This is a genomic window from Gordonia jacobaea (assembly GCF_001186365.1).
Taxonomy (GTDB): domain Bacteria; phylum Actinomycetota; class Actinomycetes; order Mycobacteriales; family Mycobacteriaceae; genus Gordonia; species Gordonia jacobaea.
In genome coordinates this window covers 554,354-569,691 of the sequence record NZ_LDTZ01000013.1, presented here as the reverse complement: position 1 = coordinate 569,691, position 15,338 = coordinate 554,354, and the positions used below count along the sequence as shown (strand labels likewise).

At 65.7% G+C, this 15,338-nt stretch carries 6 protein-coding genes; 2 read left to right on the top strand and 4 right to left on the bottom strand.

Annotation, left to right across the window (positions count from 1 at the left end; all coding sequences use genetic code 11):
- Position 1: 1 nt before the first annotated feature.
- The 4 genes from ABW18_RS02585 to ABW18_RS02570 form a co-directional block, all read right to left on the bottom strand.
- Positions 2 to 4,771, bottom strand: a complete 4,770-nt coding sequence (locus tag ABW18_RS02585; protein ID WP_049697394.1) for an SDR family NAD(P)-dependent oxidoreductase — start codon at positions 4,769 to 4,771, stop codon at positions 2 to 4.
- The gene (locus ABW18_RS02580) at positions 4,771 to 10,242 is read right to left on the bottom strand and encodes a type I polyketide synthase (RefSeq protein WP_049697393.1); all 5,472 of its coding nucleotides are present in this window, start codon (positions 10,240 to 10,242) and stop codon (positions 4,771 to 4,773) included. The genes ABW18_RS02585 and ABW18_RS02580 overlap by 1 nt, the downstream gene beginning before the upstream one ends.
- A 2-nt stretch (positions 10,243 to 10,244) precedes the next feature.
- Positions 10,245 to 11,978: a fatty-acid--AMP ligase gene (locus ABW18_RS02575; RefSeq protein WP_049697392.1), complete on the bottom strand. Its 1,734-nt coding sequence runs from the start codon at positions 11,976 to 11,978 to the stop codon at positions 10,245 to 10,247.
- 401 nt (positions 11,979 to 12,379) lie between these two features.
- A complete protein-coding gene (locus ABW18_RS02570; protein ID WP_235434269.1) occupies positions 12,380 to 13,069 on the bottom strand; it encodes a thioesterase II family protein in 690 nt (229 codons plus the stop codon).
- 79 nt (positions 13,070 to 13,148) lie between these two features.
- Here ABW18_RS02570 and ABW18_RS02565 point away from each other — a divergent pair, with 79 nt between their 5' ends.
- Positions 13,149 to 13,772, top strand: a complete 624-nt coding sequence (locus ABW18_RS02565) for a precorrin-8X methylmutase (protein WP_049697390.1) — start codon at positions 13,149 to 13,151, stop codon at positions 13,770 to 13,772.
- A 4-nt stretch (positions 13,773 to 13,776) separates the two neighbouring features.
- Positions 13,777 to 15,330: a precorrin-2 C(20)-methyltransferase gene (locus tag ABW18_RS02560; protein WP_049697389.1), complete on the top strand. Its 1,554-nt coding sequence runs from the start codon at positions 13,777 to 13,779 to the stop codon at positions 15,328 to 15,330.
- Positions 15,331 to 15,338 lie beyond the last annotated feature (8 nt).

Here is a 15,338-nt window from a genome sequence, read left to right as displayed (position 1 = left end):
CTCAGCCCAGCCTTTCGGAAAGTGCTTTCAACAGTTCGTCTTCGGAGAGTTCGTCGAAGGAGTCGTCGGGTGCTTCGTCGGTCGCGTCGACCATCTCGGGCAGCGTCGACGCGAGGTACCCGGTCAGTGCTTCGACTGTCGGATAGTCGAACACCACAGACGTGGGCAATTGCTCGCCGAGCGATTCACTCAGCGCGCGCTGGAGTGTTACCGTCATCAACGAGTCCATCCCGAACTGGAAGAACCCGGTGGTGGCGTCGAGTTCTTGAGGCGACGACAACCCCATCACCTTGGCGACCAGTGCTGCGACGTGGTCGCTGAGCAGTTCCCTTCGCTGCGACGGTTCGGCACCCGCGAGCGCCTCGCGCAACTCGGTCGGCCCGTCGGAACTCGGCAGCTCTGGCTCGTCGACGAGATCGTCGACGATGCGCAGTACCGCACGGGTGCGGTAGGCCGCGGCAAGGGTCGGCCAGTCGGCCGCGACCACCGTCGAGCGCACCGGCGCGCCGGGAGCGGTCGCAGACACCAGCGCACGAATCGCGGTCGGATCGTCCATCGGGAGCAGACCGGAGCCGCGCGTCACCTGACGTTCGATCTCGTCCTGGACCTCGTCGAGCGACTGCCACAGCCCCCAATTGATGGTCGTCGCAGCAAGACCGGCCGCACGACGGGCGTGCGCAAAGGCGTCGAGGAAGGTGGTGGTCGCGGCGTAATGCGACAACCACCGCGATCCGGTGAGGCCCGAGATGGACGAGAAGACGACGAAACGATCCACACCGGTGCTCACCGTCATGTTATGCAGCACCGCGAGCGCGTCGAGCTTGGGCCGGAACATGGCGGAGACGTCGTCGTCGGACATGTCGGTCAGCGTCACCGGGCCACCGCCGAATGCGGCGAGGTACACCCCGTCGAGCCGCGGAAGCTCTGCGCCGAAGCGTGCGAACAGCGCTGCCATGTCGTCGCGATCGGTGGCGTCGGCCGCTATCGGAATCACGGTGGTGCCCTGCGCCGCGAGTTCGGTGATCACTCCGTCGAGGCGGTCGCCCGGATTGCGCGACACCGCCACGACAGTGCCCGCACCCATCGATGCCAACTGTCGGATCAGGTGTGGTCCGATATTGCCGGTGGCACCGACAACGAGGTGAGCGCCCTCGGACGCCAGGCGGTCGTCATCCGGGAGCGGCAACGCTGCGGCGCGCGTGAGTCGCGGCACGCGGCGGATTCCGGCGCGATACACCACCTGATCCTCGCGGTCGTCGACCGCGGCCTCGGTGGTCTCGGCGATGAGGTAGCCCGCTGCGAGCGTGGGCGGTACCGATTCGTCGATGTCGACGACCGATCCCCAGAACTCGGGATGCTCGAGTGCCAGCGACCGTCCGAGACCCCACAGCACAGCCTGAGCGGCGGCGGCGCGATCGCCTTCGGAGATCGGCTGCGCGTTGCGCGTCAGGAAGTGAAGTCGCGGCGGTGAGTCGAGTCCGTGCAGTGCCGAGACGAGCGACCGGGAGACGCCGAAGATGCGGTAACCCGCTGCGGCGCCGAAGATTTCGTCTGTCGTCAGCGGTGCGGGTGCGTAGAGCACGCGGTCGACGTCGGCCAGGTCGTCGGCAGCGGTCAGCGTCGCGACCTCGTTCTCGTCGACGATGCGCACCGAGTCGGCGCCGAGACGCGCCGCGAGGGCAGCACCGACGTCGCGCCCGACCACGACCCAGCGCTCAGTAGAGGCGTCGGAAGATGAGGCGTCTGGGGTTTGCCGGGTCAGGGGTCGCTCCGGCCACGTGAGTTCGTGCCACCACTGTGCCGGGATCGCGGTGTCGACCGGTCCTGTCGGGGCCGAGGTTGCCACCTGCTCGGCGTGCCGCTGCGGGGTCGGCATCCAGTACTCGACGTGCTGCCACGGCGTTGCGGGCAACACCGGATGTGGCTCCGGCGGATGCGGGGTACTTGGCGGCCTCGTGGTGGCCGCGGCGCTCACCGCGGTGTGGAACGACACGGTGTCGTCACCATCGCGGATCAGCGTGCCGATCACGTTGTGTAGGGCGTCGGTATTCTCCAGTGTCTCGGCGACCGCCTGGGTCAGCATCGGATGCGGGCTGATCTCGACGAATGTCGCGTTCTCGAGAGCCGCAGCGCCGACCGCTTCAGCAAGGGATACCGGCTGTCGGACGTTGGCCACCCAGTAGTCGGCGTCTGCGGTGGGAGTGGTTCCGGGTGTCACGGTCGAGAAGAAGTCGATGCGGGGCTGTCGGGGTGTGAGTCCTTCGAGCGCGCAACGCAGTTCGTCGAGTATCGGATCCATGAGGGCCGTGTGTGACGCGACCTCCATATTTACCCGTCGCGCGAAGCGACCGGTCTCCGAGACCTGCGCGACGACGGCGTCCACCGCGTCGACCGGGCCGGCGACGACGGTCTGACGCGGCGCGAGGCGTCCGGAGATCTCGACACCGGTGTGGGTGGTCAATAGCTCTTCGACTTCGTCGGCGCCCACGCGCAGCAGCGCGACAGCGCCCTGGCCGCCGAGTCGTGCCATCAATGTCGAGCGAACGGCAATGACGCGTAGCCCTTCGGCTTGCGTCAGCGCACCGGCGACGACTGCGGCGGTGACCTCGCCCATCGACTGACCGATGACTGCGTCGGGATGAACCCCGTAGCTGCCCCACAGTTTCGTCAGCGCCAGTTGGATGCCCAGCAGGACTGGCTGCACCTCGGCGTCGCCGTGCAGATCCTTCTGCTCGCTGATGACATCGCGCAGGGAGAATCCCACATCCGCGACGAAATCATCGTCGAGTTCGTCGATTGCCGCGGCGAACGCCGGTTCGTCGGTGAGCAGAGCAGCGGCCATCGAGACCCACTGCGATCCCTGACCGGAGTAAACGAAGACGGTGCCCGGTCCTGGTGAAGCGTTTGCGGGCAATCGGACGCCTTCTGCGCTCTCCCCTGCCGCGAGAGCGACCAGGCCTGCGATGGCCCCGGCACGATCGCGGGCGGTGACCGACCCGAAGACCGGTAGTGCTGCCCGGTGGTGATTGAGCGTGTGGGCGATATCGGGGAGCGGAACGCCCGCGCCGTCGGAATCCATCCATTCGGCGATCGCAGCGGCCTGGGCCGAGACCCGCGCGGGGCTCTTACCCGAGATGACAAGTGTCGCAACGGCTTGTACAGGATCGTCGTCGGCTGCAGCTGCTCGACGTACCGACGGTGCCTGTTCGAGGACGACATGAGCGTTGGTGCCGCCGAAACCGAACGACGACACTCCCGCCCGGCGCGGACCCTCAGTGGTCGGCCAGGCGGTCGCCGAATCGACCACCCGCAGTCGTAGTTGCTCGAACGGGATGTGCGGGTTGGGGTTTCGATAGTGGAGGTTGGCCGGGATCGTCCCGCGTTGCACCGCGAGCACGGTTTTGATGAATCCTGCGACACCTGCGGCGGCCTCGAGGTGCCCGAGGTTCGACTTCACCGCTCCGAGAAGGAGTGGTTTGTCTGCCTGCCTGCCGCGCCCGAGAACGGTACCGAGAGCACGCGCTTCGATCGGATCGCCGAGAAGTGTTCCGGTGCCGTGTGTCTCGACGAAGTCGACGTCGTGGGCCGCGATACCGGCGTTCGCGTACGCAGCGCGTAGCACCTCCATCTGGGCGGCGGGATTGGGCGCGAACAGGCCGTTGGAATGTCCGTCCTGGTTGACCGCGGAGCCGCGCACGACCGCGAGTACCCGATCACCGTCGCGGAGCGCGTCGCCGAGGCGCTTGAGTACCACCACGCCCGCGCCCTCGCCGCGGACGAAACCGTCGGCGTCCGCGTCGAACGAGTGGCAGGCACCCGAGGTCGACAGTGCGGCAGATTGATCGAAGCCGTGGAAGACCGCAGGCGACAGAAGCAGATTGACCCCCGCGGCCAGCGCGACGTTGCAATCCTGCAGACGCAGGCTCTGACATGCGAGGTGGATCGCCACCAGCGACGACGAGCAGGCCGTGTCGATGGTCATCGACGGCCCGCGCAGGTCGAGGAAGTAGGACAGGCGATTGGCGATGATGCTCAGCGCTCCGCCGAGGTTGTTCCACGCGTCGACGCCTGGAAGATCGGTGGAGGCCAGGAAACCGTACTCACTGACGCACGCACCGACGAAGACGCCCGTCGGCGACCGCTTCAGCGTCCCCGGAGCGATTCCGGCATTCTCCAATGCCTCCCAGGCGGTTTCGAGAAGCAGGCGTTGCTGAGGGTCCATCTTTGCGGCTTCGCGCGCGGTGATCTCGAAGAAGTCGGCGTCGAATCCGGCGATGTCGTCGAGGAAGGCGCCGTGCCGCGTCGTCGACTCCAAAGCCCCGCGCACTTCGGGGGTGCCGTCGTCGAAGCGTTCCCAGCGTTCGGCGGGAACCGTACCGACAGCATCGCCGCCCGTTGAGAGAAAGTCCCAGAACTGCGCAGTGCCGTGCACGCCACCGGGTAAGCGACAGCTCATGCCGACCACCGCGATCGGGTCGTCGAGCGTGTCTGCGCTCACCGTGTGGTCGCTGACGTCGATGGGCTCGTCGTGCAACAGGTAGTGGACGAGCGAGTTGATCGTCGGGTGCTCCCAGAACTCGACCGGCGAGACGTGACGCCGCAGGAGTTCGGAGAGTTCGCCCGAGAGAACAACCGAATCACGCGATCCCACACCGAGATCGGCCATCGATGCCTCGGGGTCGACCTCGTGGCGCGCACAACCGGTCATGGCCACGAGGTGATCGACCATCCACTCCCGAAGGCTGTTGTCGTCGAAGTCGTGTGCCGCCATCAGAGCCCCGGCTCCGCTCCGAGCGGTGAGGACTCGACGTCGTCGAACAGGCTGTCGAGCAGCCCGTCGGACTCGGTGTCGAACTCGTCGTCGACATCGTCGGACTCCTGCGGAGCGATCTTGTCGGCGAGGTGGGCGGCGAGCGCCGCAACGGTCGGATGGTTCCACAGCATCGTGGCCGAGAGTTCGATCCCGGCGAGCTTCTCCGCGTCGCGGCGGATCGACATCGCCATCACCGAGTTGAGACCCAACTCGGCGAACGGAACATCGGATTCGAGGTCGGCCTCGGGAAGTCGTAGCTCGTGGGCGAGAATCGCGCGCAATCCGTTCTCCAGGGTGCTCAACATCTCGGCGCGGTCCATCCGATCCCATGCGTGCGTGTCGATCTCGTCGGCGGTGTACGACACCGACGCGTCAGCGCGCGGAAGGACGACGGCTTGCGCGACGTCGAATCGGTCGATGTACTCCCACGCCGCGAGTGCCTCGCCGACCCGGACGGGACGCGACCCGACGCGTTCGAGCTCGGCGACGACGAGGTCGGCATCGGCGGCGAAGCCGAGGCCCTCCCACGCCACCCAGTCGATGCTGAGGGTGCGCCCATGTGATGGGTTGGCGAAGCGTGCGAAGGCGTCGAGATAGGCATTCGCCGCGGCATAGCCGCCTTGTCCCGGAATACCGAACAGGGCGCCCGCACTTCCGGTGAGATGGCAGAAGTCCAGTTCGGAAGCCTCGAAGACCTCCGACAGAGCTTGTGCGCCCGCGATTTTGGGCCGCATGACGGTGTGGAGCGTTTCGGCGTCGGTATCTGTGAGGAGTCGGTTCACCGTGACACCCGCAGCGTGGATCACGCCGCGTACCTGCGGAGCACCCGCGTCGTCGCGGCGCTCGAGGAAGGCACGCAGCGCCGAGGCGTCGGCGACGTCCAGTGCCACGGGCTCCACTGCGACGCCCCGTGCCTCCAGTGCACGAACACCGTCGATGCGTGTGCGCGTGGACGAGTCGACGTTCTCGTCGTCCCACGTCCGCCGGGGTGGTAGTCCGTTACGACCGGCGAGGATGATCCGCCGTGCCCCACGCCCGGCGAGCCAGTCGGCGATCACCAGACCAAGTGCACCCAGGCCCCCGGTGATGAGGTACGAGGCGTCAGCACGACACCGCAGCGCTTCCCGGACGGGCCCAGACTCGAGCAGAACCGACTCGAGCAGAACCGTTGTGGGAACGGACAATTGCTCGTCGATGAGCGATCTGATCGCCTTGAACGGTGTGACCATCGCCGCGGCGAGCGACGACGCGTTGGCGGTGAGGTCTGCGTCCGCCGGTAGGTCGATCAGCCCGCCCCAGATATCGGGTTGCTCCTCGGCGATCACTGTCGCGAGTCCCCAGAGCGCGCTCTGGGCGAGATCCCCTGCCGCGGTTGGTGTGCGAACACCGCGGGTCACGAGCCACAGTGTCGTGGCGCTATCACGTTGAGTGAGACGTCGCACCCAGTCGGTGACCTCCGAACCCATACGCACCGCGTCCGCGGCGTGATCACCCGTCGATGCTCCGCCGACGTAGACGACATGGCGTGCTGTCGACGCATCGTCGACGACGTCGACGCCCGCGGTGCGCAGGGCTGCTGCGACCGCGTTGCCCTCTCCGACGACCGCGACCGAGCCGCTCGGTGTCGCAGCGCGATCGGCGTCGAACTCCATCGGTTGCCACTCGAGTACGTGTGTCATCGATTCTGGCGGCAGATCGGGAGTCGGCGCGTCGGTTCCGTCGACGGCCGCGAACCGCAGTCCGCGAATGTCGAGAAGCGGGCCGTCTGGGCCGGTCGCGGTGACGTCGACGACCAGCCCGTCCTCCACGGTGCGGTTTCGTCGGATGTCGATCGTCGCGCTCGGATCGGTGACATCGTCTGCCAGCCAGACGAACTCGGTCGCGGACGGCACCATGAGGTCACGATTCGAGTCGTCGACGAGGCGCGCGAGGTGCGCGGCCGCGTCGAGTACGGCGGCCACGGAAGGCTCGGGTAGGTCGACTTCGGCCGACAACCGCTCCGCCGATCCGTGCAGACCCGAGAAGGTCCACTCGAAGGGTTGGCCTGTCACACCCCACTCGCGCAGGAACTCCGCCGTAGAACGACCCTGCGCGGCGGTGATCGGCGCGAGGCCATTGAGTTCGGATGTCTGTGTCGCGGGTGGTTCGACGACCGCGCGGGCCGTCGCGTGTCGCACCCACGTCGACGTGTCGGACGCCGAGCGCGACGAGATCGACACGACGTCGCCGGCGGCCACGACCTGGACGAGTCGGGGGCGGTCGAGAGCGATCGGATAGTGGAATCGAACCTCGCCGATGTGCTCGATGCCGACGCTGCGAGCGGCGTCGACCAGGGTGGCGAGCAGTACCGAGACCGGCACCACCTCGAGACCGTTGAGTTCGTGTGAACCCGGATACGGCTTGGTGTGCGCGGTGAGATCTGCCCGCCAGAGATGCGTGCCCGCGGTGTCGGCGACGTCGATACGCTCGCCGAGCAGTGTGCCGTTCGTCGGCACCACCGCAGCCGCCGTTGTACGTTCGGGCAGTTCGATCCAGTGCGACGTGTGCTGCCAGACAGTGGCAGGCAGCTGCACATGCGGCTCGGCGCCGTGCGAACTCGTCGGAGGCGTCGTGGTCTGCGCCGCGTTCAGGTTGGTGTGGAAGGTCAGGGCATCGTCCTGGTTGCGCAGCAACGTCGCGACGGAGTGGTGATGAACGTCGGCGAGTGTGTCGTCGATCGCGTAGGTGAGTATCGGGTGCGGGCTGACCTCGATGAACACGCCGTGCGTGTCGCCTGCGTCGCTGATCGCCTGCGAAAACCGCACCGGATTGCGGAGATTCGAGCACCAGTAGTCTGCGTCGAACCGCGGTTCGCCCTCGGCAAGGGTTGTGGTGATCAGCGGAATGGTTGGTCGACGCGGGGCGAGATCGGCCAACTCGGTGCGGAGATCCGGCAGAACCGGGTCGATGATCGGATGGTGGGAGGCGACGTCGACCTCGATGCGGCGGGCGAGCTTGTCGCTTGCGGCAACCTTGGCTACCGCGGCGTTGACCTGGTCGGGTGGGCCGGCGATCACCGTCTGTCGCGGCGACGCGTGCACCGCGACGGTCACGTCCGGATATGTGTTCACCAGTGCTGTCGCGGCGTCGGCGTCGAGTTCTACGAGGGCCATCGCGCCCTGGCCCGACAGCGCGGACATCAGTCGCGAACGGGTTGCGATCACCTTGAGACCATCGGCTACGGACAGCGCACCGGACACGACGGCCGCCGCGACCTCCCCCATCGAATGTCCGATGACGGCGTCGGGGATGACGCCGTACGAGCGCCACAGTCGGGTGAGTGCCAACTGCAGACCGGTGAGGACAGGCTGGATGCGGCTGATACCGACAACCGGTTCACCTGCGCGGACGACGTCGACCAGCGAGAAGCCGACCTGTGCGACGAAGTCCGGTTCGATGTCGGCGAGGGCCGCCGCGAACTCGGGTTCCGAATCGAGCAGTGTGCGCGCCATACCCGCCCACTGCGATCCCTGCCCCGAGTACACGAAGACCGTGCCGGGTCTGCAGCGTCCACCGTGAACATCGACGAGCCCCGGTGCTGTGTCGCCCGCCGCGAGAGCGCGCAGACCCACGACAGCCTGCTGGTTGTCGCGCGCGGCCACCGTGGCGAACGCGGAGTGTCGCGTGCGGTGGTGATCGAGGGTGTGGGCGACGTCGGCCAGTGAGACGTCGGCACCGGCACCGTCGAGCCAGTCGGCCAGCGCGCCAGCCTGTGCGCGCACTCGATCGGCGGTCTTCGCCGTCACGGTGAGTGTCGTCACCGCAGCGGTGCTTGCCCCAGAGTTCGTAGCCCCAGAGTTCATATCGGCAGTCGCATGCGCGGGCGGGGCCTGTTCGAGCACGACGTGTGCGTTGGTGCCGCCGAAGCCGAACGAGGACACCCCGGCGCGTCGAGGCCGATCGCGTTCGGGCCACACGGTGTGCTCGGCAACGACCCGTAGGCGCAGGTTGTCCATGTTGATGTGCGGGTTCGGTTGGGAGAAACCGAGATTCGCCGGGATGTTGCCACGGTCGACGGCCAGGACAGCCTTGATGAAGCCGGCAACACCGGCCGCGGCCTCGAGGTGACCGATGTTCGACTTGACCGCACCGATGAGGAGCGGATCGTCGGAGCTGCGGCCGCGTCCGAGAACGGTACCCAGTGCCCGTGCTTCGATGGGATCGCCTAGAAGTGTTCCGGTGCCGTGGGTTTCGACATAGTCGACGTCGCGGGTGGTGAGGCCCGCGGCTGCGTACGCACCGCGCAACACGGCCATCTGCGCCGATGGGTTGGGCGCCATCAGACCGTTGGAATGGCCGTCCTGATTGACTGCAGAACCGCGCACGACGGCGATCACGTTGTCGCCGTCGCGAATCGCGTCGGACAGCCCTTTCAGCACCACGACGCCCGCACCCTCACCGCGCACATAACCGTCGGCGGCTGCGTCGAACGAGTGGCACTGTCCGCTCTGCGACATCGCCTCCGCGGTATCGAAGCTGCGGGTGATCGCGGGCGACAGCATCACATTGACGCCAGCGGCCAGCGCGAGTGTCGATTCGCCCGAACGCAGACTCTGGCATGCGAGATGGATGGCCACGAGCGACGACGAGCATGCGGTGTCGATGGTGACCGACGGACCGCGGAGGTCGTAGTGGTACGACAGGCGGTTGGAGATGATCGACGACGCTCCACCGGTCCCCGACCACGCGTCGACCTGACTCAGGTCGCTCGTCGCCAACGCACCGTATTCACCGGCACACGAACCCGCGAAAACACCGGTCTGCGAGTGACGCAACGCGCCGGCAGGGATGCCGGCGTGGTCGAGCGCCTCCTGGGTGACCTCGAGCAGCAGACGCTGCTGCGGGTCCATCTTGTCGGCCTCGCTGGGTGAGATGTCGAAGTACTCGGCGTCGAAGGCGTCGACCTCGGACAGGTAGCCGCCCCACCGCGTGGTGCGCCGCAGAGCGTTGGCCGTCTCGTTGCGGCCGTCGTCGAACTGTGTCCATCGTCCCTCGGGGACGGTGCTGACACCGTTGCCGTGGTCGAACAGGAAATCCCAGTATTTCTCCGGACCGAAGACATCGCCGGGAAACCGACAGCCGATGCCGATGACGGCGATGGCGTCGTCGGTGGGCTGTGAGTGTGGCAGGTCGACGGTGTTCGCTTGTGCTGCTTCGGGATTGGCGACGAAAGCTGCCAGCGTGGCGATTGTCGGATGCTCCCAGAAATCGACGGGCGAGATCTGTCGACCCGCGAGTTCGGACAGTTCGCCCGACATGACGACCGCATCGCGCGATCCCACGCCGAGGTCGTTGAATGCAGTGTCGACGTCGATGTCGTCGGCTTCACAACCCATACGCACGAGCTGGTCGACCAGCCATGCCCTCAGATCCGCCTCGTCTCGAGGCATAGTCACTGCGCGGAGTCCAATCCGACGAACACGCCGTCCCGGTAATGGTCGCCGACCGACGACCGACGCGTCTTGCCGCTCGTGGTGATCGGAATGGAGCCGGGTGCAACGAAGACGACGTCCGCGGCCCGGACGCCATGCCGATTCGACACAGCCGAAGTCACCTCGTTGCGCAACTGCGCGTAATCGACCTGCGCGCCGCGATCTTTGACCTCGGCGACCACCACGAGTTGCTCCGCCGATCCACGGTCGACCGACACCGCCGCGACCCTTCCGCGGGTGAGTTCGGTGACCGTACCTTCGATGTCATCGGGGTAGTGGTTGCGGCCGTCGATGATCAGAAGATCCTTGATGCGGCCTGTGATGAACAGGTCGCCCTCCGACAGGACTCCGAGATCACCGGTGCGCAGCCATGGTCCGGCCGGTGTGGTGGGCGCGGGATCTTCTATCCATCCCCCGAACACCTTCTCGGTGAGCTCGGGATTGCGCCAGTAACCTGCGGGAACGTTGTCGCCATGCACCCATATCTCCCCGACCTTGTCGGCGGGATTCTCCTGGCGGGACTCAGGATCGACGATCCGGAAGGTCACCGAACGCTCGGGTCCGTGGCTCATCAGTTCCGAGCCGTCTTGGCCCTCACCGCTTCGGCGTGCCCAGCCTGAGGCGAGCTTCTCGAAGTCGAAGTTGATGCCCTCTGACGTGCGTCCCGGCGTCAGAGCCGCCACGTACAGCGTCGCCTCGGCCAAACCGTATGCCGGACGAACAATGTTGCTGGGCAGCGCATTTCGCTCGAATCTGTCGACGAACCGACGCACGGTACTGGCGTGTACGCGCTCGGCACCACACATGAACGCGGTCACGCCGGACAGATCACGTCCCGCGAGATCGTCGTCGGTGGTCCTGCGCGCCGCGAGCTCGTACGCGAAGTTGGGTGCGGAGGTGAACGTCTTACCGTAGGAGGCCATCGTGGTGATCCAGCGAGATGGCTTCTGCAAGAACGCCATCGGGCTCATGTCGACGGTGCGTCGGCCAGACAGAATGCCTCCGCAGATGCCCAATAGCAGGCCCATGTCGTGGTAGAAGGGCAACCACGACACCAGCACGGTATCGGGATCGGGCCAGCCGCCGTGATGAGCGAACATGTCGCTGATCAGTTGGTCGAGGTTCGTGACGACATTCCGGTGCGACACCATCACTCCGCGTGGAGCGCTGGTCGAGCCCGAAGTATATTGCAGCACTGCGGTTTTGCTTTGTCGCACGTTATCCGGGTAATCGTCGACGGGCGCGTCGGCATCGAGCGCATCGATCTCGATGACCGTCGGTGTGGCTCCCGCCATCTCCTGTGCGTACGGGAGTACGTCGTCGATGACGGTGGTTGTGGCGAAGATGACCGACGGGGTGCAGTCGGATAGCGCAGAACTGATCCGTTCGTCGTGGTGCGCACCGAACATCGGCACGGACAACGGTACGACGATGAACCCTGCTTCCATCGCGCCAAGAAAAGCGACGATGTAGTCGAGGCTCTGTGGAGCGAGGATCGCTGCGCGATCACCTGGACTGCCATGCCTGAGCAATTCCGCGGCAACGACACGAACGCGCTGATAAAGCTCACGAAACGTCAGTGATTCTTCATATCCAGCCTGGTCGATGTCGTAATCGATAAAACTGAAAGCGACGTCGTCAGGTTGCGCAGCGGCCCTACCCCGAAGAATGGACGGGATCGTTTGCTGCGACAAATTTGGCTTTGCCGGCCCGGTGAAATCAACCGAACTTGTTACATCCACGATGCATTCGCTTTCCCCCCGACAGAGAATGTGCGATGACACTCAGGCGACGGCTTCCCCTCGTCGTCGATGAGTCTTCCCCAAAAAACCAGAGCGTCCAGAACGATAATACTTCGATTCACGAACGTGGAACGAAGGCTAGCAGCCGCAGTGTCTGTACGCCACCGGGGAGTGCGTGAATTGAGTTTCCAAATGCAACCAAATTTTGCGAACGATCAGCAGCGCCTTGATGCTTCGGACAGCTCAGTTCTTTGAGTCGCGCGTGACCTGTGCGAACAGAACTGGGTCATTTGTTCCAATCAAACTGGGTCATTTGTTCCAGTCGGCGACCTGTGAGTTACCTATCAAGATTCTCAGGTGACAGGCAGCTTCTGCTCGATGTCGGCCACCACCTCGGAGAGGTTGTCCGTGAGGTAGAAGTGATGGCCCGCAAACTCCCGCATCGTGAACTCTGCGGTTGTCCTTTCCTGCCAGGGGCTGACCTTTTCGGTAGTTGCGACCTCGTCGTCGTCGGCGTAATAGACGTGTATTGGGCACGACAGCGTGGCATCCGGGGGGCATTGATATGCCGTGATGGCTTTGAAACCGCGCAGTGTCGGCAGAATTCGGGCCTGAAATTCCTCACTCTCGAGGAGTGCCGGGTCGACGCCTGTCATTTCCGACACCGCGTCAAGCAAGCCGCGATCGGATTCGGGAATGTAGTCGTATCCGCTGCGGCCGGGCGCGGCGCAAGCCGACACGAAGAGCGCCTCGACTCTGCGGCCGGCGGCCTCGAGGATGCGCGCGGTCTCGAATGCCACCAAGGCGCCCATGCTGTGTCCGAACAGGGCTATGCGCGCGTCGGGGTCAGCAGGAAGCTTGCTGACGACCGTGTTGGCGAGTTCAGGTATCCCTCTGAACGACGCGAGGTCGTGAGTTCCGTTCTTGCCGGGGTATTGCACGGCGATTCGTTTCACACCGGACGTGAAGGTCCGCGCGAATGGTACGTAGAAGCTGGCCGATCCGCCGGCATGCGGGAATATGTACAGTGTTGGCGCACTCACGCCGGTCACCCTATCCTGTCGAGCCAGGGGGCAACCGATCTGTTGGTCGTGACGACGGCCCCGATAGGGTTGAGCCATTATGCCCGACTACCTACGCGACGCCGCCGAGATCTACCGGCAGTCCTTTGCCACCATCCGAGCCGAAGCCGATCTGGCCGGATTCGCCCCGGACGTCTCCGGGGTTGTCGTACGCATGATTCACGCGTGTGGCGAAACAGATTTGACCAAGGACGTGATCGCGACGTCCGGCGTCGTCTCCGCGGCACGATCTGCTCTCGAGGCGGGTGCACCCATTCTGTGTGACTCGACGATGGTCGCCAGCGGAGTGACCCGCAAGCGATTGCCCGCGGACAACGAGGTGCTGTGCTATCTCGGAGAACCGGGCCTGCCGGCACTCGCCGAGCAACTGTCGACCACGCGGACCGCTGCGGCCGTCGAGTATTGGCGGGACCGACTCGACGGAGCGGTCGTCGCGATCGGTAACGCACCGACCGCGTTGTTCGCGCTTCTCGACGTCGTCGACGCGGGCGCGCCCCGCCCGGCGGCGATCGTCGGCGCACCCGTCGGTTTCATCGGAGCTGCGGAATCCTGTGCGGCACTGGCGAACCGCGATGATCTCGACTTCATCACCGTCGCCGGACGTCGAGGCGGTTCGGCGATCGTTGCCGCCGCGATCAACGCACTGGCGAGTGCACAGGAATGACGCTGTGACGACACCACGCAACGAGGAAAGTGCGGCGAAAGAGGCGCGCTACGGAAAGCTCTGGGGCGTAGGACTCGGCCCGGGCGACAGCGAGTTGGTCACCGTCAAAGCCGCGCGGATCATTGCCGCTGCCGACGTCATCGCCTATCACAGCGCTCGCCATGGAAACAGTATTGCCCGGGGCGTCGCCGAGCCTTACCTGCGCGGCGATCAGATCGAAGAGCGTCTGATGTACCCGATCACGGTCGAGGCAACCGATCATCCCGGCGGCTACCGCGGCGCCCTCAACGACTTCTATGCCGAGAGCGCCGAAACACTCGCGACGCATCTGCGGGCCGGGCGGGATGTCTGTCTGTTGGCCGAGGGTGACCCGCTGTTCTTCAGCTCGTACATGCATATGCACAAACGCCTTGCCGACGACTTCGATGCAGAGATCATTCCCGGGGTGACGTCTGTGAGTGGGGCGTCGTCTGCACTGGGGATCCCGCTCGTCGAAGGCGAAGAAATACTGACCGTTGTACCGGGAACACTCCCGGTCGACGAGTTGACCGCGGTGTTCGCCGGCGCCGATGCCATCGCGGTGCTCAAACTGGGCCGCACGTTCTCGACTGTGTGCACGGCCCTCGAACGAGTCGGACGGCTCGACGAAGCCTGGTATGTGGAAAGGGCCTCGACGCCGGCGCAGCGCGTGCTGCCGCTCACCGACGTCGACCCGTCGGAAGTCCCGTACTTCTCGATGGTCGTCGTTCCCGGCCGACGGAACAATCCGCGCTTCGAGGCGTCCGTTCCCGAGCCCGGGACCGGTGAGGTCGTCGTGGTCGGGCTCGGACCGGGAGCGCCGACACAGACCACGCCGCAGGTGCGCGCCGAACTGGCGTCGGCCACCGACTTCGTCGGCTATCGAACGTATCTCGCGCGGGTGACGCCCCGGCCGGGACAGCGGATGCATGCCAGCGACAACCGCGTGGAGGCCGAACGCGCGGAGTTCGCGCTCGACCTCGCTTCGCGGGGTGCTCGCGTGGCCGTCGTGTCGTCCGGTGACCCGGGCGTGTTTGCCATGGCGGCGGCGGTGGCCGAGGTAGCGGCTCAGCCGCGTTGGGCCGACGTGCCCGTCCGCGTTGTGCCGGGGGTGACCGCGGCAACGGCGGTCGCTGCGGTCACCGGCGCCCCACTCGGGCACGACTTCGCGGTGATCTCGCTCTCGGACAGGCTCAAACCGTGGGAGCTGATCGAAGCCAGGATTAGGCACGCAGTTCAGGCCGATCTGGTGATCGCCGTCTACAACCCCGGATCGCAGAGCAGGACATGGCAGGTGCCACGCCTTCACGACCTGCTGCGCGAGATGGTTCCCGACGACCGCGTCCTGATCGTCGGGCGCGATGTCGGCGGACCCGAGCAGACGCTGTCGGTGACGACCGTTGGCGCGTTCGATCCGTCGATCGTCGACATGCGCACGATGCTGATCATCGGATCATCTGCGACGACGGTTGCCGAGCGCAGTGGTGGTCGCCTGGTGTTCACGCCCCGTCATCACACGCCAGATGGTCACGGCGTCTGATCATCACG